Source organism: Bradyrhizobium commune (assembly GCF_015624505.1).
In the GTDB taxonomy this organism is placed as follows: Bacteria; Pseudomonadota; Alphaproteobacteria; order Rhizobiales; family Xanthobacteraceae; genus Bradyrhizobium; species Bradyrhizobium commune.
In genome coordinates this window covers 6115182-6137427 of sequence record NZ_CP061379.1, presented here as the reverse complement: position 1 = coordinate 6137427, position 22246 = coordinate 6115182, and the positions used below count along the sequence as shown (strand labels likewise).

Below are 22246 nucleotides of genomic sequence, written 5' to 3'. Positions count from 1 at the left end.
ATGCGCGGCCGGAGGGTACGTAGGTTTCCCCGGCGGTAAGAACGAGGCCACGTCTCGTGGCCAACGCAATCTCTGACCTAATTCACTGGCACGTCTGGAAATGGGCCCGTAGCTGACCTTGCGTACCGCGCGTCGACCGTCAGCATCCGACCCAGCGACCCCACCTACAAGCCCTTGCGTTGCCTGACGGGCAAAACATCCAAGCGGTGGGGCAACCCGCGCCGTCAAAAATATTCCACTTTACCGAAATTCGGAAACCGCGTATGTGTCGCGCAACCCGGCCCAAGGAAGAGGGGCGTATCGCGATCGTCACGAACGCGGGCCGGACGGCGGTGGGCGTAGGTCACATCGGCGCGATGAGGTTTTGCAGGGCGGGCAACCGTGAGCGAAGCCGTCGCGCATACGACCGGTGTGATCGGCGTACGGCAAAATCGTGTGGTCCTGGCGCCCGGGGTCTGTGCGCCAAGTGTTGCGGTGATGCGTGTGGCCCAACCGGGCCGTCGCATCAGCCATCCGCAAGGCGACGGGGGCAATAGTGCATCGCTCCCCGGGGAGAGCACGACATAAGCCGTCAAACCACTGCGCAGGGAAGGCCGGACGTTTGGCTTCACCTGTATGCCGCTGTGCAGATCTTCTGATTGTTGCCTCGCACAGTGGACCGCGGGTGCCAGCCGGCGCCCGGTCTTCCCTGCGCCCTCTTTCAATTGAGGGTGAGGCAATGAAGCAAAGCTCGGGCGAGATCAGCCGCGAGGGCGCGAAGGTGTGTCTATTGAATGGAAGGTTTCGTGCCCCGGACGCAGCGCAGCGCTCCTTCAGCGATGCGCTGCAGAGCCGGGGCCCATCAGCGGTCTGCGTGGCCTGCTGGGTCCCGGCTCTGCGCAGCAACGCAAAGAGGCGTTGCAGCGCGTCCGGGACACGAGGGGAGAGAATGACACGAGCTACCCCAGACATGAGAAAGCGCCCGTGGGGGGCGGGCGCTTTCTGTAGTCGACTTGGGGTTGGGGTCGTCTACATATCCACGTGGCGACTTTGGGGGGCTGGTAAAGAGCCGCGTGAATTCCTGAAACTCGTTAGATCTCCTTGGCGCAAATCCTTAACGGACCAGCGATGCGTTCGAGCTGGTGATCACAACCGGCTTGCCGGCCTTGATGACGCGGGCGGTCTGGGTCAGGCCGTCATCCGAACCCGAGCGTGCCGTGATGCCGAAGCCTGCCACCGCGATCCCTGCGACGAGGGCCACGACCACGATCTTCAGGTGGGTCGAGCGATCTGCGCTGTAAATCGAGTGGTTCATGGAAGGCTCCTGCCGCCATCTACCCGAAGTAGTCGCTACCCTGTTCGGGCAGGTTCATGCTTCCGGTGCCCAACAACCTAGTATTGGGGGGATTCGTTCCCAAGGGGCGATCACAAGAGCGTGACAGGACGTGAAAGATCGCGATCAAAAGCGACCCTCGATCGTGCAATTTTCCAATTATTTCAATGATGTAATGTGCCTGTAAGGCGCCCTCTCAGCATTTGGTCGACAAGGCGCCAGGAACTCAAAAACCTGTTGCCTGTGGCCGAAAAACACACGGCTTCTTAAGGCAAATCAGACGCTTCCGACGGTTTTCAGCCGCGCCCTGGGGTGGATTTCGGCCTGCGACAGGACCGTGGTCTGGGCGCGGAACCGTTCGACGAGAGAGCGCACGAAAGGACGAATTGCCGCAGAGGTGACCAGCACCGGCGCCTCGCCTTCGCGGGCCGCGCGCTCGAACGCGTCGCGCACGGCGGTCATGAACTCCGACAGTTTCGACGGCTGCATCGCGAGACTGCGCTCCTCGCCCTGGCCGACGATGGATTCGGCGAAGGCCTGTTCCCACCGCGCCGACAGCGCGATCAGCGGCAGGTAGCCGTTGTAGGAGGTGTTCTGCGCGCAGATCTGGCGGGCGAGCCGGGCGCGGACGTGCTCGACCATGGTGGAGGGATTGCGCGAGAAGGCGAGCGAGTCGGCGATGCCTTCGAGGATGGTCGAGAGGTCGCGGATCGAGATGCGCTCGGCGAGCAGCAATTGCAGCACGCGCTGGATGCCGGAGACCGTGACCTGGCCGGGCACGATGTCCTTGACCAGCTCGCTCTGCTCCTTCGGCAGCTCCTTGAGCAGCTTCTGCACCTCGCCATAGGAGAGCAGGTCCGACATGTTGGCCTTGAGCAGCTCGGTGAGGTGCGTCGAGAGCACGGTCGCGGCGTCGACGACGGTATAGCCCTTGAGCGAGGCTTCCTCCTTGAGGCTGGCATCGACCCAGGTCGCGGGCAGGCCGAAGGTCGGCTCGGTGGTGTGGATGCCGGGCACCTGCACCTGGCTGCCGCCGGGATCCATGACCATGAACTGGTTCGGCCAGATCTTGCCGGTGCCGGCGTCGACCTCCTTGATCTTGATGATGTAGGTGTTGGCCTCGAGCTGGACGTTGTCGAGGATGCGCACCGCCGGCATCACGAACCCCATCTCGATCGCCAGCGACCGGCGCAACGCCTTGATCTGCTCGGTGAGACGGTCGGTGCCGTCGGGGCCGTTGACCAGCGGCAAGAGCGCATAGCCGAGCTCGATCTTGAGATCGTCGATCTTCAGTGCCGCCGAGATCGGCTCCTCGGCCGCAGCCGCTCCCGGCGCGCCAGGCGTTCCCGGCGCCGGCGCGGCCTTGGCGGCTGCGTCAGCCTTGGCGGTCGCGCGATTGCGGTTGCGGGCCGACCAAGCCAGCGCGCCGGCGCCGGCGCCGAGCAGGAAGAAGGGGATGGTCGGAATGCCCGGCAGCGCCGCCAGCACCAGCATGACCGCCGACGACATCGCCAGCGCCTGCGGATAGCCGGAGAACTGCTTCATCAGTGCCTTGTCGGCGGCCCCGGAGACGCCGGCCTTGGAGACGAGCAGGCCCGCCGCGGTCGAGACGATCAGCGCCGGCACCTGGGTGACGAGGCCGTCACCGACGGTCAGCAGCGTGTAGCTGCGGCCGGCGTCGGCAAAGGACAGGCCCTGCTGCGCCACGCCGATGATCATGCCGCCGACCACATTGATGAAGACGATCAGGAGGCCGGCGATGGCGTCGCCGCGGACGAATTTGGAGGCACCGTCCATGGCGCCGAAGAAGCCGCTTTCGTCCTCCAGAGCCTTGCGCCGCTCCTTGGCGACCTTCTCGTCGATCAGGCCTGCGGAGAGATCGGCGTCGATCGCCATCTGCTTGCCGGGCATGGCGTCGAGGTGGAAACGGGCGGCGACTTCAGCGATACGGCCCGAACCCTTGGTGATGACGACGAAATTGACGATGATCAGGATGGCGAAAACGATGATGCCGATGACGAAATTGCCGCCCATCACGAAGCTGCCGAAGGCCTCGATGACGTGACCGGCGGCATCCGTGCCCTCGTGCCCGTGCGACAGGATCAGGCGGGTCGAGGCCATGTTGAGCGACAGCCGCAGCATGGTCGAGATCAGGAGGATGGTCGGGAAGGCGGAGAATTCCAGCGGCGCCTGGATGAACAGCGACGTCATCAGGATCAAAATCGACAGCGTGATCGAGATCGCCAGGAACAGGTCGAGCACGATCGCGGGCAGCGGCAGGATCAGCACCACCAGGATAGTGAGGATGCCGAGCGCGAGCGCGATGTCGCCGCGCTTGAGGATGTTGACGATCTCGGAGACGGAGGGGAGGCCGGGCTTTGCCGCGCCTACGCCCTGTCCCGCGGTGACATCGACCATGGTAGCTGCCTCCCCGCGCGACTGCCGACCGCGCGCCCCAAACGTCTGCGCGGCGGCCGATGGGCCGCCGTTCCGAAAGTGAGGCACCGCACTGGCGTCCACGGGGGCTCCCGTTCTACGCGGCTGACGACACTCGACTTCACCCGGCAATTCTTGCCGGGTGTATGGTTAGCAAAGGGTTAACGGGGGCGGGGAAGAGGCAAAACGGGTCGTTTCAGCCCGTCATTCCGGGGCGCGCGAGGCGCGAGCCCGGAATGACGGTGGTGACGGCGGGCGCAGGCGACCCTATTTCGCCTTCTGCATCTTGGTCACGGTGTACCCTGAGGCCGCTTCCTCGGCCTCGAAGGTCACCTTGTCGCCGACCTTCACCTGCTTGAGCATGGCGGGGTCCTTGACGCGGTAGACCATGGTCATGGGCTGATCCATGCCGAGGCCCTTGGCCGGACCGTGCTTCAGCGTGATCTTGCCGGCACCCTGGTCGATCTTCTTCACCTCACCGCTGATCGAGGCGTCTTGCGCCAGCGCAGCCACGGTCAGGCCCGGCATCAGCGCGAGCGCTGCGGTGAAGCGGATGATCTTGTTCATGGTTGTCTCCATTGTCTTCATTTCACGGTGACGTGGCCGACCATGCCGTAGTCGCGATGGTCGGGAATCAGGCAGGAAAACTCGAAAGTGCCGGCCCTGGTGAACTTCCAGACGATCTCGGCGGTCTTGTTCGGCGCGAGCCGCACCCCGTTCGGATCGTCATGCTCCATGTGCGGGTGCTTCTTCATCACCTCTGCATGGGCGAGATTCTCCTTGGGCGTGGCGAGCAGGAATTCGTGGTCCTCCTTGCCAACATTGCGCAGCACGAAGCGGATCTGCTCGCCGCGCTTGACCTCGATCTTGGAGGGCTCGTAGGACATCTCGCTCAACGCGATCTCGATGGTGCGCGCCGGCTTCTTGGGATCGCCAGGCTCGCCTGCCGAGAAGCCGCGATGGTCGTGACCTTCGTGCCCGAGCGTTGGCGCGATCGAGAGCGTGGCCAGCGCCAGGACGATGCCGATTGTTCTTGTCATTGTCGTCTCCAGTTGTTGATCGAAACGTTTGCGTTACATCTTCATCTGCTGAATCGGCCTAGCCGGCTGCCGCGCCGGCTCCGCTGCAGGTGAAGCGACCTCGTAGGCGACGGTGCCTTTCGGGAATTGGTAGGGGCCGGGATCGCGGTAATCGTCGCGCGCGAGATCCTCGCGGATCTTCATCACGGTGAACATGCCGCCCATCTCGATCGGGCCGAACTGGCCGGTGCCGGTCATCATCGGCAGCGTGTTGTCGGGTGCGGGCATCTCCATGTTGCCCATCGCCATACCGGTCGAGCCCATCGCCATGGCATCGGGCGCGAGCTTGCCGACGGCTTTCGCCAGATCCTTGCGTGGTACGCCGATGAGAGTGCGCACCTCGTGCCCCATCGCATTCATGGTGTGATGCGATTTGTGGCAGTGGAACGCCCAGTCGCCGGGATTGTCGGCGAGCACGTCGAACACGCGCACCGCGCCGACCGGCACGTCGGTCGTCGTCTCCGGATATTGCGCACTCTCCGGAATCCAGCCGCCGTCGGTGCAGGTCACTGCAAAGCTGTGGCCGTGCAGATGGATCGGATGATTGGTCATGCTGAGATTGCCGATGCGCACGCGCACCTTGTCGCCGAGCCGCACCGGCAAGGGATCGATGCCGGGAAACACCCGCGAATTCCAGGTCCACATGTTGAAATCGGTCATCTCGTTGACCCTCGGCAAATAGGTGCCGGGATCGACGCGATAGGTGCTCATCACGAAGACGAAGTCGCGGTCGACGGGACGGAAGTTTGGATCGCGCGGATGCACGACGACCATGCCCATCATGCCCATCGCCATCTGCACCATCTCGTCGGAATGCGGGTGGTACATGAAGGTCCCGCTTTTCTTCATCTCGAACTCGTAGACGAAGGTTTTGCCGGGCTGGATGTGCGGCTGAGTCAGCCCGCCGACGCCATCCATGCCGCTTGGAATGATCATGCCGTGCCAATGTACGGTGGTGTATTCGGGCAGGCGGTTGGTGACGAAGATGCGAACCTTGTCGCCCTCGACCGCTTCGATGGTCGGTCCCGGTGACTGGCCGTTATAGCCCCAGAGATTGACGTTCATGCCCTCGGCGAATTCGCGCACCACCGGCTCGGCGACGAGGTGGAATTCCTTCCAGTCGCCGTTCATGCGGAACGGCAGCGTCCAGCCGTTGAGCGTGACGACGGGGCGATAGTCGGGGCCGGCGGTTGGATGCAGCGGCGGCTGCATCACCGCCTTGTCCATGGTGGGCGCCTCCGGAATCGACGCGGCCTGAACGCGGCCGCCGACGGTCGATGCGCTCACAAGCGCGGCGGTGCCCAAAAATCCTCGGCGGGAAAACATGCTGGCCTCCATGTCAGTGGCCGCCATCGGCAGGCGCTGCCGCGGCGATAGTGGTGGGATTGTCGCCGCCGCCTGCAGGCGCGCCACCGCCATTGACGGCGGTCTGCAGGTCGGACTGGGCGAGGAAGAAGTTTTGTTTCGCGTCGATTGCGCCGCGCAGTGACGCCAGCCGCTGCCGCGCCTCGGTGAGGAGTGCGAAGATATCGACCTGCATGCTGGAGAAGCGCAGCTGCATCTCCTCGGTGATGATTTTTCGCAAGGGAAGGATCTCGCGCGGGTAGTGGCTCGCGATGTCATAGGTCGACCGGTACGCGCGATAAGCGTCGCGTGCCTCCGAGCGTACATTGACGGCGCGCTCGGTCAGGCGATTGAAGGCGAAATTGTAGGTCTCGGTTGCCTGTCGTACCCGCACCTCGCCGCCGTCGAAGATCGGGATCTGGAACTGCACGTCGAATCCGCGCTCGCGGAACGGCGCGCCGTCCGGATCCTGGGTGCGGCGGGAAATGCCGGCGAGATCAAGCAGCGTGACGAAACGCGTGGCCTCGGTGAGGTTCGACGACTTCGCCAGCGCTGTCAGCTCCAGCCGCGCGATCTGCAGATCGATGCGATGGGCGACCGCGTCGGCCTCGATCGAAGGCGATGCCTGCGGTCGGCGCGGTAGTGATGGCAACGCGTTGGGTAGGCGGAAGTCGAGACCGTCGTCCCACAGCCCCATCAGTCGCGCGAGCTTTTCGCGGGCGCTGGTTGCCGTCTGTCGTGCGGTGGCAAGATCGGCGGTGGTCTCGGCGTAAAACACCTGCTCGCGGGCCTGGTCGAGCTTGTTGATCGATCCGGTCTCGCCGAGCTTCACAGCAAGCTGCGCGGTCGATTCCGCCGTCGATTTCGCGTCCGTCAGCAGCAGCACCATCTCGTTGGCGGCGACGGCCCGGACATAGGCTCGGCGCACGTCGGCGGCGAGCCGCAGTGTCGCCAGTGCCGCGCGCAATTGCGCCTGGTGGAAGCGCTCGCGCGCGATGTCGGAGCGGAACGGCAATGTGGCCAACGCCAAAATATCGCCGACGACCTGGCGCTCGATCTCGCTGGCCCCGTTGCCGCTGATGCGGGAGATCGAGAACACCGGATTTGGCGGCAGGCTTTGCTCGACCAGGTCGGTCTCGGCCAGCGCCAGCTCGTTATAGGCGGCTTGCAGCCCCTTGTTGTTGAGCAAGGCGATCTGCACCGCTGTTTCGGTGCTTAGCGTGCGCGACAACAGGCGTCGTACGGTGGCGTCGACTGCCTCGGCGCCCTCGGCCGTGCGGACGAAGGCAACATCTTCCTTGATGGTTTGGCTTGTCAGTTCCGAGACTGCGTTCATGCCGCTGTCCGGCGAGAACGCCGCGCAGCCGGAGGCGCTGAGCGCCGTGAGCAAGAGCAGGCTCCGCGCAAAATGCTGTGCCATGGCGCGCTCCTACTTGTCCTGCTTGGGCTGCGGTGTGACGGCGCCGTTGCGCTCGCGCCATGACGCCGGCGTTGCCGGCCGCAGGCGCGAATAGGGCGCGATCACCGAGCGATAGCCGGTGCGCGCGACCTTTGCAGCGGGATCGGCAGGGTCGGCACCGGCGATTGATGCGGTTACCGGCAGCGGGCCGACAAGCGCAATCGCAACCAGCAGAGACCAATAGAATCGAACGTGTCGTCCACGCGCCGCGGATGCAGCGGCGGAACTCGCCCCGGAAAGCGTCAACATGAGTAATCCCTGATCTGTCAGATGACCAAAGGCCTACGCGCGCTCGACGCGCGCGGCCTCGAATCGTGGGGTCAGGTCAGGCGATGGGAGGGCGGTAGAGCCGGGGCGGCGCCTCGCTGTGCAGGCTCACCACGATCTCGGGCGCGCAGGCGGAGATCGGCTGGACCGGCGTAGCGACGCTGGGCAGATCGGCCGGCAGCGCACTCACGCACATCATCGCGCAGCACGGGCCGACTTTGCCCTTGCCGTCATGATGATGCGGGATGGGTGCGTCCTGCGCCGCGGTCTGGTGATGCGCGTGGATGCCGGCGTGGTCATGCGTGGAGTCGCTATGCATGTGGCTTGCCGCCACTTGGTGATGCACCGGCACGAGGTCGGCGAGCAGCGTCTCGTCAAGGCACGGTGCGGAACCATTGCCCCAGGCGAGTGCGGCGGCCGGCGCGAGGACGCAGAACAGATAGGCGAGAGCGACAAGCCGCCCCACCCGCATCCGCATCGATCGCGTCAATTGCAATGACATCCGCCTGAACGACTCGCCGCGCATACATGTTGCGCATGCGAACTGAAAACTAGCCACAACAAGCCAAGTCTCTCTTATAACGCCGCTCTCATGCCCCCACAGAATGACGCAGCGCTGGGCGGACATCGGCCTAAATTTACGCTTGCTTAAATGTCTGCTTAGGCAGACAATCATCCAATATGAAGCCGACGATACGGTTGGTGTGATGCAGGACGTGAGCGACAGCTTGCCGGTGCTGGAGGCGGATTGGGCCAATCCGCCGCTCGACCGCACTTCGCCTCTCCCGCTATATGCCCAGATAAAACAAAGGCTTATTGGTATAATATTGCGCTGGGAGCAGCCCGACCGGCGCTTCTTCTCGGACGAGCAATTGTGCGAGATGTTCTACGTCAGTCGGGACACCGTGCGTCAGGCGCTCTCGGAGCTGGTCCGCGAAGGCATGCTCACCCGAAGCCGCGGGCTCGGCACCTTTGTCGCGGTCCGCAAGCTCGAAGAGCGGTTCGGGCCCGGCATGGACTTCATGCGCCAGTGGGAAGCCGCCGGCACACCGATCCAGCCCACGCTGCTCATGTTCGAACGATGCGGCGCCGATGATCAGATCGCGGCCGCGCTCGAAGTCGAGGTCGGCGCGCGCGTTCTCTTCATCAAGCGGACCCGCGCCGCCGCGCGCGTTCCGGTCGCGCTCGACTATCGCTATCTGCCGGCTGATCTCGTCGCCGACTGGGACGAGAGCGCGGCGCTCGCGTCTCCGCTGCATCTGCTCTGGCAGCGGGTCGAGCTGCGCAGTGGCGACTTCGGCATCGAGGCCGGCATCGCCGGTCCCGAGGAGGTCGAATACCTGCATCTTGCCGCCGGCGCACCGGTGCTCACACGCACGCTGCGCTATCGCGACGCGAGCGGACGTCTGGTGTTGGCCGGACACACAGTCCATCGCGGCGACCTCGTGCGTTATTCGCTGAGCGTGCCGTTGTCGCGGGACGGCAAGGCACCAGCCAGCGAGATCGACAAAAGCGGCGTGCATGACGATTGAACGACGGGCAACGGGCAGCCGCGAGGCGCCCAATTTGAGTGGAGGGGTATCGTGAATTTTGACCGGCGCAATTTCCTGCAACTCATGGGCGGCACCGCATTGGCCGCAACGGGCGCGCGAACGGGCTGGGCGGCGGACGAACCGCTGCGCGTCGGCTCGATCCTCTCGGTCACCGGCCCCGCCGCGTTTCTCGGCGAGGACATGAAGGCCGGTCTCCAGCTCGCCGTCGACGAGATCAATGCCGCGGGCGGCATCGGCGGCCGCAAGGTCGCCTGGACCTTCTACGACGCCGAGAGCCAGACCCAGAAGGCGATCTCGGCGACGCGGCGTCTGATCAGTCAGGACAAGGTCGAGCTTATCCTTAGCGGCGGCAACATGAGCGGCATTGCGCTTGCGATGGCGCCGATGGCGGAATCCGCCAGCATTCCCTTTATCTCGAGCGAGGGCGCGCTTGCGATCGTCACCCCGGTTGCCGAGCGCAAATTCGTGTTCAAGAGCACGGTCGACGACGAAGACGTACTCGAGCGCATTGCCGACTATTTCGCCAAGAAGAACATCAAGAAGGTGGCGCTGATCGCCGACACCAGTGGCTTCGGCCAGGGCGCGGTCACGCAGATGAAGAAGGTCGGTCCGCGCCGCAACCTCGACCTTATCTATGAATCGTTCGACCCGGCCGACACCGATATGATGCCGCAGCTCACCCGCATCCGCGACAGCGGCGCCGAGGCGATCATCTGCTGGACCGTGACGCCCGCTGGCGTGGTGTTCCTGAAACAGGCGCAGCAGCTCGGTCTCGACAGCCGCACGCTGATCCACAGCTACGGCTTCGTCTCGTCGCACTACATGAATCTGGCCGGCGACGCGGCCAAATCCGTGCTGCTTGCGAGCCTGAAATTCCCGGTCGGCGAGCAGTTGCCCGACAGCGATCCGCTTAAGGTCGGCATTCTCCGCCTGTTCCGCTCCTACCAGGAGCGCTTCAACCACGCGGCCAGCCTCTATGCGGCGGAATCCTACGACGCGGCGATGCTGGCCAAGGAGGCGCTGAACAAGGTGGGCGGCGACGTCACCAAGCTGCCGCAGGGCATGGAGCAGATCAAGAATTTCGCGGGCATGAGCGGCGTTTTCAACTTCTCGCCGGAACGCCATTCGGGCCTGTCGAAGAAGGACATTGTGCTGATCAACTGGCGCGACGGCCGCTTCAATCTCGCCGATTACGAATAGGACTGAACAGGAAGGAGACTGCCATGGCGCTCTCGCGCGATATGTCGCAAGATCAAGCTTTCGAGATGGTGCAGACCCTGCTCGATGCCCCCGAAAGCCGCTTTCCGCTGACCTTCAATTCGGACCTGCCACGGATTCGCGAGCTGTTTCATGCCGCGACCCGCAACCAGTGGGATCCGAAGACGGACGTGGCCTGGGATCAGCTCAAGCCGGAGAGCTATACCGAGGAGCAGCGCTATGCGGCGCGGCTCTACTGGAGCCGCCGCGCTTGGAGCGAGTATGGTGCGATCTCGGAGAGCCCGTCGCTCCAGCTCCGCTTCGGCGTCGAGAACCGCCCCTCCGATATGCAGCTGTTCTTCACCATCCGTTCCCAGGAGGAGGCGCGACATGCCGAGGTCTGCCACACCATGGCGGAGAAGCTCGGCGGCTATATCGAGAAACCGGTGCAGCAATTGTTCGAGGGGTCGGTCTCGACCCACGGCGTACGCCGCGCGACGCTCAACGCCGACGTTCCGCTCGAAGGCATCATCGCAGCGTTGGTCTGCACCGCAGAGGAGATTGCCTTCGACGTGTTCAAGCATCTGGACGACGTGACACGCGACCCGGTCGCCAGGCAGGTCGTGCGCTTCATCATGCGCGATGAATCGCGCCACTGCGCCTTCGGCTGGTATTTCCTAGAGGCGATCTGCGAGACACTGACGCCGGAGCAGAAGAAGATGATCGAGAACTCGGTCATCACCATGATGGAGAAGGTCGAGCTCAACGGTTACCATTCGAGCTGGCTTGCGCCGGAGAACCCCGCCTCGTGCGCCGAGGTCGAGGCCGATCGCATCACTTACGAGGCCGGGCTCGGCTCCACGGTGGAAGAGGTCGAGAAGCCGGTGTTCGTCGCGACCGTGCAACGCATTCGTGACCAGATGAAGCCGCTCGGCATCAACCTGCCGCCGTTCCATCACGATAAGCTCGGGACGATCTGACGTGCAGAGGGTGATGCACGAGGTCAAGCCGAGCCTGCCGTCTTCGCGACTTCTGATCGAGCGTCGTTTTCCGCTCGAGATGAATGTCACGCTTCCGGATATTCGGGAACTCTACGACACCGGCAAGGCCGGACGCTGGAATCCGCAGCGCGACGTCGACTGGAAGGCGCTCGACCCGGCGCAATACGACGAGCCGACGCGGCAGGCCGCGCGGCGCTCCTGGAGCCGCCGGCTCTGGGTCGAGGCCACAGGCCTCACCGAGACCCCGGCGCTCCTGATGCGCTTCTGCATGGAAGTCGGCCGCGAGATCGATCCAAAATTCTATCTCACGGTCCGCAACACCGAGGAGGCCTGGCATGTCGAGTGCTTCGACAGACTCGCCGAGGCCTTCGGCGGGCGGATCGCGGCGCCGGCCGATCGCGCCTATGAGGCGACCTTCAACCGCAATTTACACCGGCGCGCGATGGATGCGAGCCAGAATCTCGACAGTTACGTGGCGTCCTTTGCGGCCTTCGAGGATGGCCTCGAACTCGAGCTCTGCCGCACCTGGCGGGCCAATACCATCGATCCGACCGTGATCGCCGTGCTCGATCGCGTCGTCGCCGACAAGGAGCGTCACGCCGCCTTCGGCTGGCTCTATCTCGCCTCGCGCGCGCCGTACTGGAGTGCGAAGGATCGGACGCTGATTGCCGACGAGCTTGTCGCGCATGTACGCGAGACCGAACTGAAGGGTTATCACTGCCCTTGGCTCGCGCCGGAACATGCCGCCGCAGAGGCCGAAGCCGATGCGCTGATCGCCTGCGCTGGGCTCGGTGGCGCGCCGCGCGCGGCCGAAGAGGATGCGCTGGTGAACTATGCCGCGAACACGCGGGCGAAGCTGGCCGAGTTCGGGATCGTGCTGCCCATGTTCGAATCCAACCGCATGCGGACTTTTTGACGTTATGTCGACCTCCGTCCTTCAACTGCTCGTCGCCGGCATCGGGACCGGCAGCATCTATGCGCTGATCGCCCTCGGCTTCAATGTCGTGTTCAAGAGCACGGGGGCGATGAATTTCGCGCAAGGTGAGTGGGTGGTGATGGGCGGCATGATCTCGGCCCTGCTGTTCGCCGCGACCAGCAATATTGGGCTCGCCTGCGTCGCCGCAATGGTGCTCGCGGTCCTTGTCGGTATCGTGTCGGAGCGGCTGGTGATCTGGCCGCTGCGGCGGCCCAACACGCTGCTGATCACGCTGGTCAGCATAGGGCTTGCGATCTGCACGCGTAGCCTCATCATGCTGGTTCTTGGCAAGAAGCCGGTCGGCTATCCCGGATTCTCCCAGGTATCGACGCTAGTCGTGGGCGGCATCGCGGTGCAGACACAGACGCTGTGGATCATCGGTCTCACGATCCTCTTCCTGATTGCCATGCATTTCTTCTTCGAGCGCAGCATGCTGGGCAAGGCGCTGCGCGCGGCGGCTGCCGATCGCGAGGCAGCGGCCATCGTCGGGGTGCGCGTTGAGACCACCGTGATGCTTTCGTTCGCAATTGCCGCGCTCGCGGGCGCACTGGCCGGCGCCATCATTACGCCGCTGACGCTCTCCTCCTACGATCAGGGCGCCATGTTCGGCTTCAAGGGATTTAGCGCGGCAATGCTTGGCGGCGTCGGCGTCCTGTCGGGCGCCGTGGTTGGCGGGTTGGCGCTCGGGCTGCTGGAAGCATTCGGCAGCTTCTACATCTCGTCCGATTTCAAGGATGCGATCGCGTTCACGGTGCTGCTCCTGATCCTGTTCGTGCGTCCCTCCGGCCTGCTCGGCCGCGCCGATGTCGTGAAGGTCTGACAAGATGGCGATGGCGCGCGCAAAATCCGCAGCCCCGGCGCCGGCCGAGGCGGCGCCACGTCCGCTCGCGGGTGGCGCGCGTGGGACGGTTTCGCGCCTGTCAGATCACCGTCTCCTGCCGATCGTATGGCTTGCGCTGCTGGCGGTGCCGTTCGTCGCGCCGAATGCGTATTTGGTCTCGCTCGCCAACATGCTGCTGATCAACTTGATTCTGATCGCCAGCTTGAACCTGCTGATGGGTTATGGTGGGCAGATCTCACTCGGTCATGCCGGCTTCTTCGGCCTCGGCGCCTATGCGAGCGGCGTGCTCAGCGCAAAACTCGGTGTCGACGCGTGGATCGGCTTGCCGGCAGCGGCGCTGTTCACCGGGCTCGCCGCGCTGATCATCGGCATTCCGGCGTTGCGCCTGCGCGGGCTTTATCTGGCGATGGCGACGCTCGGATGGAACGCCATTCTCGTCGTGATGTTCAACCGGCTGATTGACGTGACCGGCGGCCCCAACGGTCTGCTCGGCGTCCGTCCCTTTGCGTTCGGCCGTTTCGCGCTCAACAGTGATGTGCGGCAGTTCCCGCTGATCTGGCTTGTGTCGCTGCTGGTCATGTTCGCGATCCTCAACCTGCTGCGCTCGCGGATCGGGCGCGCCTTGCGGGCGGTCGCGACCAACGAGCTTGGTGCGGATGCCGTCGGTATCGACAGTTTCCACACCAAGCTTCTGGTCTTCGTCCTCTCCGCGGGCATGGCGGGCATCGCCGGAAGCCTCTACGTCCACGTCAACCAGTTCGCTTCGCCGGAGACTTTCAGCGTCTCCAATTCGATTCTGCTGGTGGTGATGGTTGCAATCGGCGGCAGCGGCCTGTTCTGGGGACCGGTGTTCGGCGCGTTGGTCTATACGGCGGTGCCGCAGCTCCTGCTCGACTACGAAGACGCCGAGCTGATGCTGTTTGGCCTCGCGATGCTCGTCGTGCTGATCGCTTCGCCGACTGGAATCGCCGGATTGCCTGCCACCCTGCGCCGCAGGCTCGCAAGGAGGCGACCATGACCGCCCCTCTGCTCCGTACCGAAGCGCTGAATTGCTACTTCGCGGGCCTGCGTGCCGTTGCGGACCTGAGCTTCGAGGTCCGCCCCGGCGAGATCAAGGCAGTCATCGGCCCGAACGGCGCCGGCAAGAGCACGCTGTTCAATATGATCGCCGGGGTGACCCGGCCGGCCGCGGGTCGGATTTTCTTCGACGGCATCCGCATCGACGCAATGCCGACCTTTCGCCGCGCTCGACTCGGCATCGCCCGCACCTTCCAGAACCTTCAGATCTTCCGCGACATGACCGTGCTCGAGAACGTCATTACTGGGCGCCACATGCAAGGCCGTGCCGGGGTGATCGGTGCGCTGCTGCACGTCCCGTCGCTCCGCGCCGAAAACCGGGCGATGGCGGATGTCGCGATGGAGCTGCTGGCGCGCTTCGAACTCGACGACAAGGCCGATGTGCTGGCCGGCGATCTCAGCTTCGGACAGATGAAGGTGTTGGAGCTCGCGCGTGCGCTGGCAAGCGAGCCGCGGCTGCTGCTGCTCGATGAACCCGCCGCCGGCCTGCCGCAGGCCGAGGCCGTGCATATCGGCAAGATAATCTCCACCCTCAACCGCGACGGCATGACGGTGCTGCTGGTCGAGCACAACATGCGCATGGTGATGTCGCTCTCGCACGACATCCTCGTGCTCAACAACGGCATGCGGATCGCCGAAGGTGATGCCGACAGCGTGCGCCGCCATCCCGACGTGCTGGCGGCCTATCTCGGGGGGACTGAGCATGCTTGAGGTCGAAGCGCTCTCGGCAGGCTACGGCCACGTCGCCGTGCTGCACAGGATCTCGCTGCGCGTCGAACAGGGCCAGTCGGTCTGCCTGATCGGGGCGAACGGCGCCGGCAAGACGACGCTATTGCGCTGCATCGCCGGGCTCTTGCGCCCAAGCGGCGGGCGTATCCTGGTCGAAGGCAACGATATCGCGGGGCGGCCGGCGTCCACGCGGCTCGATTTCGGCGTGACGCTGGTGCCGGAAGGCCGTCGCGTCTTCGCGCCGATGACCGTGCGCGAGAATCTGGAGATGGGCGCTTTCCGCCGCCTCTGGCCACGGCGTGACCGTCAAGTCGGGGCCGACATGGACGCGGTTTTCGACATGTTTCCGCGGCTTGGCGAGCGGCAAGGTCAGCCTGCGGGGCTGTTGTCCGGCGGCGAGCAGCAGATGCTGGCGATCGGGCGTGCCCTAATGTCGCGACCGCGGCTGTTGCTGCTCGACGAGCCGTCCATGGGGTTGGCGCCGCGCGTCGTGCAGGACATCTTCGCCACCATCCGCAAACTCAACCAGCAGGGCATTTCGATCCTGCTTGGCGAGCAGAACGCCAATATGGCGCTGCAAAGCGCCGCTCGGGGCTACGTCATCGCCGAAGGCGAGATCGTGCGCGAGGCGGAAAGCACGATGCTCGCGCGTGACCCGATCGTACGTACGGCCTATCTCGGACTTTGATCATGCACAGAACCCTGCAAGCGATCGACGACGGTCTCGAAGCGCAGTACGCGCTTCGCAAGCGCCATCCCGAGCGCGAGGACATCTATCGCGATCACCAGCAGCGCAGCGCTGCATTGCGTGCGGCGGGCAATTGCCGGCTCGACAATCGCTATGCCGCCGGACCGCGCTGCGTCCTCGACGTCTTTCCGGCGGGTGACGGCGCGCCGGTGTTCTTCTTCATCCATGGCGGCTATTGGCGCGCCCTAGACAAGTCCTACGTCTCCTTCATTGCGGAGCACTATCGAAACGCTGGCATGACCGTGGTGATGCCGAGCTACGATCTGGTGCCGGCGGTGCGCGTTCATGAAATCGTCGAGCAGGTCCGCCTCGCTTTCGCCTGGTCGCTTGCCCATCTGAGGCCCGCGCGCGTCGTCGTCTCCGGTCACTCCGCCGGCGGCCAACTGGCGGCAATGCTCGTGCTGGATCAGGCCGTGCGGGGGCATGGGCGCATCGTCGGACTTGTCGGCGTCAGTGGTGCCTTCGATCTGCGTCCGCTGCTCAGGACCTCGATCAACCGCGATCTCACGCTGTCGGTCGATGAGGCAGCAGATGTGAGCCCGTTCCTGCGCCTTCAGAATTTGCCAAACGATGCGAAGCTGGTGCCGCTACTCGGCGTCGTCGGCGGCGACGAGACTGAGGGCTTCAAGCACTGGACCTCGGACCTCGTCTCCGGCTGGCGCAAGCGCGGCGGGACCGCCGATTATTGCGAGATCCCCGGCAGCAATCACTTCTCGGTGCTTGACCGTATCGCAGAAGCCGACGGGGAGGTCCTGCGCGCCGTCACGGCGATGGTGGCCTGAGGCGGGAGCATAGGCTAAACCGCCTGTCCCGCCTTCAGCAGCGAGCAGCCGGTGATCTTGTAGCTGCCGTCGGCCTGCTGCTCGAGCGTGTAGAGCGCCTCCCAGGCCTCGCCATTGGCGTCGATGATATGGACACGCTGCGCGATCGATGTGCCTTCGGTCTTGCTGTCGCCGAACTCAAAGCTCTTGTGGCGATAGACCGGCGCGTAGCCGTTCTGCACCATGGACATGAAGATGTCGGGCGCGGGGAAGATCTGCTTGATCGCCGGTGCGGCGTAGGAATAGGCGGCTGCCGCATCGTCGTGGCTGAAGGCCTGCTCCTGGGAGCGGATCACGCCTTGCGCTGATGTGACATCATCGGCGCGTGCCGGGGCCGCGACGAAAGCGATACTGAAAGCGACGAGAAAGGCGGCGATGCGCATGTCAGGCTCCGCGTTGAGATCCCGGCGATGCTGATCCTAGCACGCCGCTGTGAAATACGGACGCACTATCGCTTTTGTTTCACCGCTGGCTTCGCCGGCTTGGCCGTGCGCGCCTTGGCCTTGACGTCAGGCTGAACGCGCAAACCGTCGACGAACACGTCGAGCATGCGCAGCACCGAGCGTTGCCAGCCCGGCTGGTCGTGCATGTAGCACATGCCGATCAGCGCCCTGAGCAGATCATCCGGACTGACATCGGCGCGCATCTGACCGGCCGCGACCGCGCGATCGAGCAGTGTCCCGATCGCCTTGGTCAGCCGATCCATCGAGAACGCCGCGAGTTCCGACGAGCTCTGGAATGTCAGCGCCAGTGCGGCCGACATGCCCTTTTTCGTGGCAACGAATTCGACCGCGGATCGTAGCCAGCGCCGCAGCGCGTCGACCGGATCCTTGGCGGTCTTCAGTTGCTCGGCAAGCACGCTGAGCTGCTCGACCTCGCGCCGGTACACCGCCTCATAGAGGTCCTCGCGCGCGGGAAAATGTCGATAGAGCGTTCCGATGCCGACACCGGCGCGTTTTGCCACGGCTTCCAGGCTCGCCTCCGGGCCACCCGCGTTGAACACGGCCCTGGCTGCTTCGAGCACGCGCTCGCGATTGCGCACGGCATCGGCGCGGGGCTTTCGGATCTGGTCGGTGTGGTCGTCCATCCCGGCAATGTAGATCACGAATTGGTTAGATTGAACCCTTGCACTGAACCCTTGGCTGGCTGCACCGCGTTGTCTGCGCACGGGCTTTTGACGAATTCCAAATATTTTTCGGCGGCCCTTGTTAAGCGGAGGGTACCTCCGTATCTTCGTTGAGACGTTGGCCCGGTTCCGCCTGGTCAGCGCATGTCGACGGCGGCCATGGCGATGGCGCGCTGCGCGATGACTCATGTCCATATCTGATCGGAGCCTTGTATGAACCACTCCATCAGCCTCACCGTGAACGGTGAGCGGCGCGACTTCGTCCTCGACGATCCGCGCGTCACGCTGCTCGATCTCCTGCGTGAGCGCCTCCATCTCACCGGAACCAAGAAGGGATGCGACCGCGGCCAATGCGGGGCCTGCACCATTCTCGTCGACGGCAAGCGCATCAATTCCTGCCTCGCGCTCGCCATCAGCCATGACGGCGCCGACATCCTCACCATCGAAGGCGTCGCGCGCGGCGATCAGCTTCATCCTGTCCAGGCTGCCTTCATCGCCCATGACGGCTTCCAGTGCGGCTTCTGCACGCCCGGCCAGATCATGAGCGCGATCGGCATGATGCGCGAAGGTCAGGCCGGCAATGACCCCGAGCGCATCCGCGAATGCATGAGCGGCAATCTCTGCCGCTGCGGCGCCTATGCCGGCATCGTCGATGCCGTGCTCGAGGCGCAAGCCGGTGCCGACGAAGCCAGCCAGAGGCGCTCCGCATGAAACAGTTCGACTATGTCAGGCCCGCGACTGTCGCCGAGGCCGTCGCTGCCGCAGCCCAGCCGGGTGCGGTCTATCTCGCCGCCGGCACCAATCTGCTCGATCTGATGAAGGGCGGCGCCAGCCGGCCGGATCGCCTGGTCGATCTCACGCATCTCGATGGTCTCGACGGAATCGAGACTCTTGCCGACGGGAGCGTTCGCATCGGCGCGCTCGTGAGTAATGCCGATCTCGCGCACGACGCCGAGTTTGCCAAATCCTATCCTGCCGTGGCCGAGGCGCTGCTTTCTGGTGCCTCCGCGCAACTGCGCAATGCCGCGACCGTCGGCGGCAATCTCCTGCAACGGACGCGCTGTGCGTATTTCTACGACACCGCGAGCCGCTGCAACAAGCGCGAGACCGGCAGCGGCTGCGACGCCCGTGGCGGCGAGAACCGCACCCACGCCGTGCTCGGCTGGAGCGAGAGCTGCATCGCGACGCATCCGTCCGACTTCTGCGTGCCGCTGGTCGCGCTCGATGCCGTCGTCGAGATCGAGGGCAAGAGCGGCCGGCGCGAGATCGCGCTCGATGATCTGCACCGGCTGCCGGGTGACACGCCCGGGCGCGAGTCTGCGCTCGAAGCCGGTGACCTCGTCGTCGCGGTGCGTCTGCCTCCCGCGGCCAGTGGCTTCGCCGCGCATGCGCGCTATCTCAAGGTTCGCGAGCGCACCTCCTATGCATTTGCGGTGGCCGCGGCCGCAGCCGCGTTGCGCATTGAGAACGGCAAGATCAGCGAGGCCCGGCTTGCACTCGGCGGCGTCGCCGCAAAACCATGGCGCGCCCGCGCAGCGGAAGACGTTCTCAGGGGTGCCGCGCCGACGGCGGACGCTTTTCAGGAAGCCGCCTGGCGCGCACTCACCGACGCAAAACCGTCCGGTGACAATGCCTTCAAGATCGAGCTCGCGCGCCGCATCGTCGTGCGCGCGCTGACGCTGGCCGCAGCCGGTACGCCTGCGCGCCTGCCGGCGCTGCCGGCTTCACCCTTTGCCTCCACATCCGGAGCCATCCATGCCTGAGCTCAATCTCACCAGCGCTCCCGCCCATCTGCGTCATGGCTCGAACATCGGCCAACCGCTGACCCGCCGCGACGGCGTGCTCAAGGTCAAGGGGCAGGCGACTTACGCCGCCGACAATCATCCACCCGGCATGCTGTTTGCGGTGATGGCTGTGTCCAGCATCGCACATGGCCGCGTCACCTCGCTCGATGTCGCTGCCGCCAAGCGCCATCCCGGCGTGGTCGATGTCATGACGCCGGATCACAAGCCTCAACTCGCGATCGACCCCGAAATCAAGACCAATCCCTTCGTGTTCCGGATGGAGGTGTTGCAGAGCAACGAGGTCCGCTACGCCAACCAGCCGATCGCGGTCGTAATCGCCGAGACGCTCGAGGCGGCGACGGAGGGCGCGGTGCTGCTGGCGCCGCGCTATGAGACGTTGCCTGCGCTCATCGGACTCGATGCCGGCGACAGTTTCGTGCCGCCGGTCGTCGGCGTCGGCAATCCCACGGAAAATCACCGCGGTGATGTCGAGGCGGGCCTTGCGTCTGCCGAGAAGCAGATCGACGCGATCTATGAGACGCCCCCGCAATATCACAACGCGATGGAGCCGCACGCGATCGTGGCCAGCTGGGACGGCGACAACCTCTCGGTCGACATGCCGACCCAGGGCTTGATGCTCTCGCTTGGCCGCATCGCCGAGCTGTTCGGCATCGCGCCCGACAAGATCCACATTCGCAGCCCGTTCCTTGGCGGCGGCTTTGGCTCGAAGGGACTGATGGCCGGTCCTCCCGTGCTCGGCCTGATGGCCGCAAAGCTGGTCGGCAAGCCGGTCAAGCTGGTGCTGCGGCGTGAGCAGATGTACGGCCCGGTCGGCCATCGCGCGCCGACGCGTCAGCGCTTGCGCATCGGTGCCGACGGTGAGGGGCGTCTGACCGCGCTCGATCACCACGCCAGAACCGTGTCGAGCACGTTCGACGATTTCTACGAACCCGCCGCGGACGCTTCGCACACGCTCTATGCGAGCCCGGCGATCCGCACCTCGCACGATGCCGTGCGGGTCAACACCGGCACGCCGCTGTTCATGCGCGCTCCGGGCGAAGCGACCGGTTCGATTGCGCTGGAGAGCGCGATCGACGAGATGGCGTGGGTCTGCGGCATCGACCCGCTCGCCTTTCGGCTGAAGAACTACGCCGAGGTCGAGCCGATCACGGGAAAACCGTTCTCGTCGAAGGCGCTGCGCGCCTGTTACGAGCAGGGCGCGGCCCGCTTTGGCTGGTCAAAACGTTCGCTTCAGCCGCGGCAGATGCGCGACGATAATGGTTTGCTGGTCGGCTGGGGCGTGGGTACTGCGACCTTCCCGGCGCTGATGTTCCAGGCGCAGGCGCGCGCGGTGATACGCCGCGATGGCTCCGGCGCGATGGAAATCGGTGCACATGACATGGGGCAGGGCGCCTGGACCGCGCTCGCCCAGATCGCGGCTGACGAACTCGGCCTCGATATCGACCGCGTCGAATTCAAAGCCGGCAGCTCCGATCTGCCCGATGCCGGCATCGCCGGCGGCTCGGCGCATACGGCCACGGCTGGCGCCGCGATCCACAGCGCCGGCGCAGCTGTGGTCGCAAAGCTCGCCGATCTCGCTACCAACGACGAGCGTTCGCCGCTGTTCGGCGCCGGCAATGCCGGCGTGATCGCGCGCGATGGCAGGTTGATCCGGCGCGACGACGAGAGCCGCGGCGAGAGCTACGCCGAGATCCTCGCGCGCGCCGGCGTCGCCGAGGTCGAGGCGAGCGGAACCGGCGCGCCGAACCCTGCGGCGATGGAAGAATACGCGATGCACGCCCATGGCGTGGTGTTCGCGGAAGTGAAGGTCGATCCCGAGCTCGGCCAGATCCGGGCCACTCGCATGGTCGGTGCCTTCGCGGCCGGGCGCATCGTCAATCCGCATCTGGTGAAGAGCCAGCTGTTCGGCGGCATGATCTGGGGCCTGTCCTTTGCGCTGCACGAGGAGGCCATCACCGACCGGCGCAGTGGCCGGATCATGAATGCCAATCTCGGCGAGTACCATATCCCGGTGAATGCCGACGTGCCGCCGCTCGACGTGATCACGGTCGAGGAGCACGACCCGCATGTCAATGCGCTCGGCATCAAGGGCGTCGGCGAGATCGGCATCACCGGGAGCGCCGGCGCGGTCGCCAATGCCGTCTGGCATGCGACCGGCGTGCGCGTCCGACGTTTCCCGATCCGGATCGAGGAGCTGCTGACGGGGCTCTGAGGTAAAGGCGGGGCGGGTCTTCTCGCTCCGCCGTGTACTGCTAATGCAGCTTCCTGCGGAGCGCCTTGAGCGCTTGCCGCTGCGTCTCGATGTATTCGCAAATAGCCTTTCGCAGCTCCTGCGAATGGAGCTTATCGGTGTCGCGCTGCACTTCATCGAGCGCAGCCTCTGCATTGGCGAGCGTGATCTTCATCTGCGAGCCCAGTTATGAAGCGGCGCCGGAATGTCTCTCGGCTGCGGCTCGCAACCTATAGCGGCCTGGC

Annotated in this window: 23 protein-coding genes; 12 read left to right on the top strand and 11 right to left on the bottom strand. The window is 64.8% G+C overall.

Features of this window, described 5'->3' with window-relative positions:
* Positions 1–1093: 1093 nt before the first annotated feature.
* The 8 genes from IC761_RS28755 to IC761_RS28720 form a co-directional block, all read right to left on the bottom strand.
* Positions 1094–1294, bottom strand: a complete 201-nt coding sequence (locus tag IC761_RS28755; protein ID WP_045002842.1) for a hypothetical protein — start codon at positions 1292–1294, stop codon at positions 1094–1096.
* Positions 1295–1588: 294 nt separating this feature from the next.
* On the bottom strand, positions 1589–3730 hold the full coding sequence (flhA, locus tag IC761_RS28750; protein ID WP_195800045.1) for a flagellar biosynthesis protein FlhA: 2142 nt from the start codon (positions 3728–3730) through the stop codon (positions 1589–1591).
* Between the two features lie 285 nt (positions 3731–4015).
* The gene (locus IC761_RS28745) at positions 4016–4315 is read right to left on the bottom strand and encodes a copper-binding protein (protein ID WP_195800044.1); all 300 of its coding nucleotides are present in this window, start codon (positions 4313–4315) and stop codon (positions 4016–4018) included.
* Positions 4316–4332: 17 nt separating this feature from the next.
* A complete protein-coding gene (locus IC761_RS28740; protein WP_195800043.1) occupies positions 4333–4788 on the bottom strand; it encodes a cupredoxin domain-containing protein in 456 nt (151 codons plus the stop codon).
* Positions 4789–4821: 33 nt separating this feature from the next.
* Positions 4822–6153, bottom strand: coding sequence for a copper oxidase (locus IC761_RS28735; RefSeq protein ID WP_195800042.1), 1332 nt, complete (start codon positions 6151–6153; stop codon positions 4822–4824).
* Positions 6154–6166: 13 nt separating this feature from the next.
* A complete protein-coding gene (locus IC761_RS28730) occupies positions 6167–7591 on the bottom strand; it encodes a TolC family protein (RefSeq protein ID WP_195800041.1) in 1425 nt (474 codons plus the stop codon).
* A gap of 9 nt (positions 7592–7600) precedes the next feature.
* Positions 7601–7879, bottom strand: coding sequence for a hypothetical protein (locus IC761_RS28725; protein WP_195800040.1), 279 nt, complete (start codon positions 7877–7879; stop codon positions 7601–7603).
* A 76-nt stretch (positions 7880–7955) separates the two neighbouring features.
* Positions 7956–8375 (bottom strand): hypothetical protein, encoded by a 420-nt coding sequence (locus IC761_RS28720; protein WP_438265058.1) that lies wholly within the window; start codon positions 8373–8375, stop codon positions 7956–7958.
* 127 nt (positions 8376–8502) lie between these two features.
* Here IC761_RS28720 and IC761_RS28715 point away from each other — a divergent pair, with 127 nt between their 5' ends.
* Genes IC761_RS28715 through IC761_RS28675 form a run of 9 tightly spaced genes read left to right on the top strand, consistent with a single transcriptional unit; the run spans position 8503 to position 16801 of the window.
* Positions 8503–9429, top strand: a complete 927-nt coding sequence (locus IC761_RS28715; RefSeq protein WP_195800038.1) for a GntR family transcriptional regulator — start codon at positions 8503–8505, stop codon at positions 9427–9429.
* Positions 9430–9480: 51 nt separating this feature from the next.
* On the top strand, positions 9481–10650 hold the full coding sequence (locus IC761_RS28710) for an ABC transporter substrate-binding protein (RefSeq protein ID WP_195800037.1): 1170 nt from the start codon (positions 9481–9483) through the stop codon (positions 10648–10650).
* A gap of 23 nt (positions 10651–10673) precedes the next feature.
* Positions 10674–11627 (top strand): ferritin-like domain-containing protein, encoded by a 954-nt coding sequence (locus IC761_RS28705; RefSeq protein ID WP_195800036.1) that lies wholly within the window; start codon positions 10674–10676, stop codon positions 11625–11627.
* A 1-nt stretch (position 11628) separates the two neighbouring features.
* Positions 11629–12564 carry a ferritin family protein gene (locus IC761_RS28700; protein ID WP_195800035.1) on the top strand — a complete coding sequence of 312 codons (936 nt, stop codon included), beginning with the start codon at positions 11629–11631 and terminating at the stop codon, positions 12562–12564.
* A gap of 4 nt (positions 12565–12568) precedes the next feature.
* Positions 12569–13444, top strand: coding sequence for a branched-chain amino acid ABC transporter permease (locus IC761_RS28695; protein WP_195800034.1), 876 nt, complete (start codon positions 12569–12571; stop codon positions 13442–13444).
* Positions 13445–13454: 10 nt separating this feature from the next.
* Positions 13455–14483, top strand: a complete 1029-nt coding sequence (locus IC761_RS28690) for a branched-chain amino acid ABC transporter permease (protein WP_195800033.1) — start codon at positions 13455–13457, stop codon at positions 14481–14483.
* On the top strand, positions 14480–15253 hold the full coding sequence (locus IC761_RS28685) for an ABC transporter ATP-binding protein (RefSeq protein ID WP_195800032.1): 774 nt from the start codon (positions 14480–14482) through the stop codon (positions 15251–15253). The genes IC761_RS28690 and IC761_RS28685 overlap by 4 nt, the downstream gene beginning before the upstream one ends.
* Positions 15246–15959 (top strand): ABC transporter ATP-binding protein, encoded by a 714-nt coding sequence (locus IC761_RS28680; RefSeq protein WP_195800031.1) that lies wholly within the window; start codon positions 15246–15248, stop codon positions 15957–15959. The genes IC761_RS28685 and IC761_RS28680 overlap by 8 nt, the downstream gene beginning before the upstream one ends.
* A 2-nt stretch (positions 15960–15961) precedes the next feature.
* A complete protein-coding gene (locus IC761_RS28675) occupies positions 15962–16801 on the top strand; it encodes an alpha/beta hydrolase (RefSeq protein ID WP_195800030.1) in 840 nt (279 codons plus the stop codon).
* Between the two features lie 14 nt (positions 16802–16815).
* On the opposite strand, the gene IC761_RS28670 is transcribed toward IC761_RS28675, so the two are convergent.
* On the bottom strand, positions 16816–17223 hold the full coding sequence (locus IC761_RS28670; RefSeq protein ID WP_195800029.1) for a DUF4864 domain-containing protein: 408 nt from the start codon (positions 17221–17223) through the stop codon (positions 16816–16818).
* A 65-nt stretch (positions 17224–17288) separates the two neighbouring features.
* Entirely contained in the window at positions 17289–17927 is a 639-nt protein-coding gene (locus tag IC761_RS28665; RefSeq protein ID WP_195804795.1) for a TetR/AcrR family transcriptional regulator, read from the bottom strand.
* 252 nt (positions 17928–18179) lie between these two features.
* On the opposite strand from IC761_RS28665, the gene IC761_RS28660 reads away from it, so the two are divergent.
* The 3 genes from IC761_RS28660 to IC761_RS28650 are packed head-to-tail and all read left to right on the top strand — an operon-like array spanning position 18180 to position 21983.
* Positions 18180–18677, top strand: a complete 498-nt coding sequence (locus IC761_RS28660) for a (2Fe-2S)-binding protein (protein ID WP_195800028.1) — start codon at positions 18180–18182, stop codon at positions 18675–18677.
* Positions 18674–19729 (top strand): FAD binding domain-containing protein, encoded by a 1056-nt coding sequence (locus tag IC761_RS28655; RefSeq protein ID WP_195800027.1) that lies wholly within the window; start codon positions 18674–18676, stop codon positions 19727–19729. Before IC761_RS28660 ends, IC761_RS28655 begins: the two co-directional genes overlap by 4 nt.
* Complete coding sequence (locus tag IC761_RS28650; RefSeq protein ID WP_195800026.1) at positions 19722–21983, top strand: xanthine dehydrogenase family protein molybdopterin-binding subunit; 2262 nt, start codon at positions 19722–19724, stop codon at positions 21981–21983. The genes IC761_RS28655 and IC761_RS28650 overlap by 8 nt, the downstream gene beginning before the upstream one ends.
* 40 nt (positions 21984–22023) lie before the next feature.
* On the opposite strand, the gene IC761_RS28645 is transcribed toward IC761_RS28650, so the two are convergent.
* Positions 22024–22176: a hypothetical protein gene (locus tag IC761_RS28645; protein ID WP_195800025.1), complete on the bottom strand. Its 153-nt coding sequence runs from the start codon at positions 22174–22176 to the stop codon at positions 22024–22026.
* Positions 22177–22246 lie beyond the last annotated feature (70 nt).

What these genes read in the sequence shown, in the direction of transcription:
- IC761_RS28720 (WP_438265058.1), bottom strand. Translation starts at nt 8,375, where the DNA reads ATGCGGATGCGGGTGGGGCGGCTTGTCGCTCTCGCCTATCTGTTCTGC.
- IC761_RS28695 (WP_195800034.1), top strand. Translation starts at nt 12,569, where the DNA reads ATGTCGACCTCCGTCCTTCAACTGCTCGTCGCCGGCATCGGGACCGGC.
- IC761_RS28675 (WP_195800030.1), top strand. Translation starts at nt 15,962, where the DNA reads ATGCACAGAACCCTGCAAGCGATCGACGACGGTCTCGAAGCGCAGTAC.
- IC761_RS28705 (WP_195800036.1), top strand. Translation starts at nt 10,674, where the DNA reads ATGGCGCTCTCGCGCGATATGTCGCAAGATCAAGCTTTCGAGATGGTG.
- IC761_RS28690 (WP_195800033.1), top strand. Translation starts at nt 13,455, where the DNA reads ATGGCGCGCGCAAAATCCGCAGCCCCGGCGCCGGCCGAGGCGGCGCCA.
- IC761_RS28680 (WP_195800031.1), top strand. Translation starts at nt 15,246, where the DNA reads ATGCTTGAGGTCGAAGCGCTCTCGGCAGGCTACGGCCACGTCGCCGTG.
- IC761_RS28730 (WP_195800041.1), bottom strand. Translation starts at nt 7,591, where the DNA reads ATGGCACAGCATTTTGCGCGGAGCCTGCTCTTGCTCACGGCGCTCAGC.
- IC761_RS28655 (WP_195800027.1), top strand. Translation starts at nt 18,674, where the DNA reads ATGAAACAGTTCGACTATGTCAGGCCCGCGACTGTCGCCGAGGCCGTC.
- IC761_RS28740 (WP_195800043.1), bottom strand. Translation starts at nt 4,788, where the DNA reads ATGACAAGAACAATCGGCATCGTCCTGGCGCTGGCCACGCTCTCGATC.
- IC761_RS28660 (WP_195800028.1), top strand. Translation starts at nt 18,180, where the DNA reads ATGAACCACTCCATCAGCCTCACCGTGAACGGTGAGCGGCGCGACTTC.
- IC761_RS28670 (WP_195800029.1), bottom strand. Translation starts at nt 17,223, where the DNA reads ATGCGCATCGCCGCCTTTCTCGTCGCTTTCAGTATCGCTTTCGTCGCG.
- flhA (WP_195800045.1), bottom strand. Translation starts at nt 3,730, where the DNA reads ATGGTCGATGTCACCGCGGGACAGGGCGTAGGCGCGGCAAAGCCCGGC.
- IC761_RS28715 (WP_195800038.1), top strand. Translation starts at nt 8,503, where the DNA reads ATGACGCAGCGCTGGGCGGACATCGGCCTAAATTTACGCTTGCTTAAA.
- IC761_RS28735 (WP_195800042.1), bottom strand. Translation starts at nt 6,153, where the DNA reads ATGTTTTCCCGCCGAGGATTTTTGGGCACCGCCGCGCTTGTGAGCGCA.
- IC761_RS28665 (WP_195804795.1), bottom strand. Translation starts at nt 17,927, where the DNA reads ATGGACGACCACACCGACCAGATCCGAAAGCCCCGCGCCGATGCCGTG.
- IC761_RS28755 (WP_045002842.1), bottom strand. Translation starts at nt 1,294, where the DNA reads ATGAACCACTCGATTTACAGCGCAGATCGCTCGACCCACCTGAAGATC.
- IC761_RS28725 (WP_195800040.1), bottom strand. Translation starts at nt 7,879, where the DNA reads ATGTTGACGCTTTCCGGGGCGAGTTCCGCCGCTGCATCCGCGGCGCGT.
- IC761_RS28645 (WP_195800025.1), bottom strand. Translation starts at nt 22,176, where the DNA reads ATGAAGATCACGCTCGCCAATGCAGAGGCTGCGCTCGATGAAGTGCAG.
- IC761_RS28650 (WP_195800026.1), top strand. Translation starts at nt 19,722, where the DNA reads ATGCCTGAGCTCAATCTCACCAGCGCTCCCGCCCATCTGCGTCATGGC.
- IC761_RS28685 (WP_195800032.1), top strand. Translation starts at nt 14,480, where the DNA reads ATGACCGCCCCTCTGCTCCGTACCGAAGCGCTGAATTGCTACTTCGCG.
- IC761_RS28745 (WP_195800044.1), bottom strand. Translation starts at nt 4,315, where the DNA reads ATGAACAAGATCATCCGCTTCACCGCAGCGCTCGCGCTGATGCCGGGC.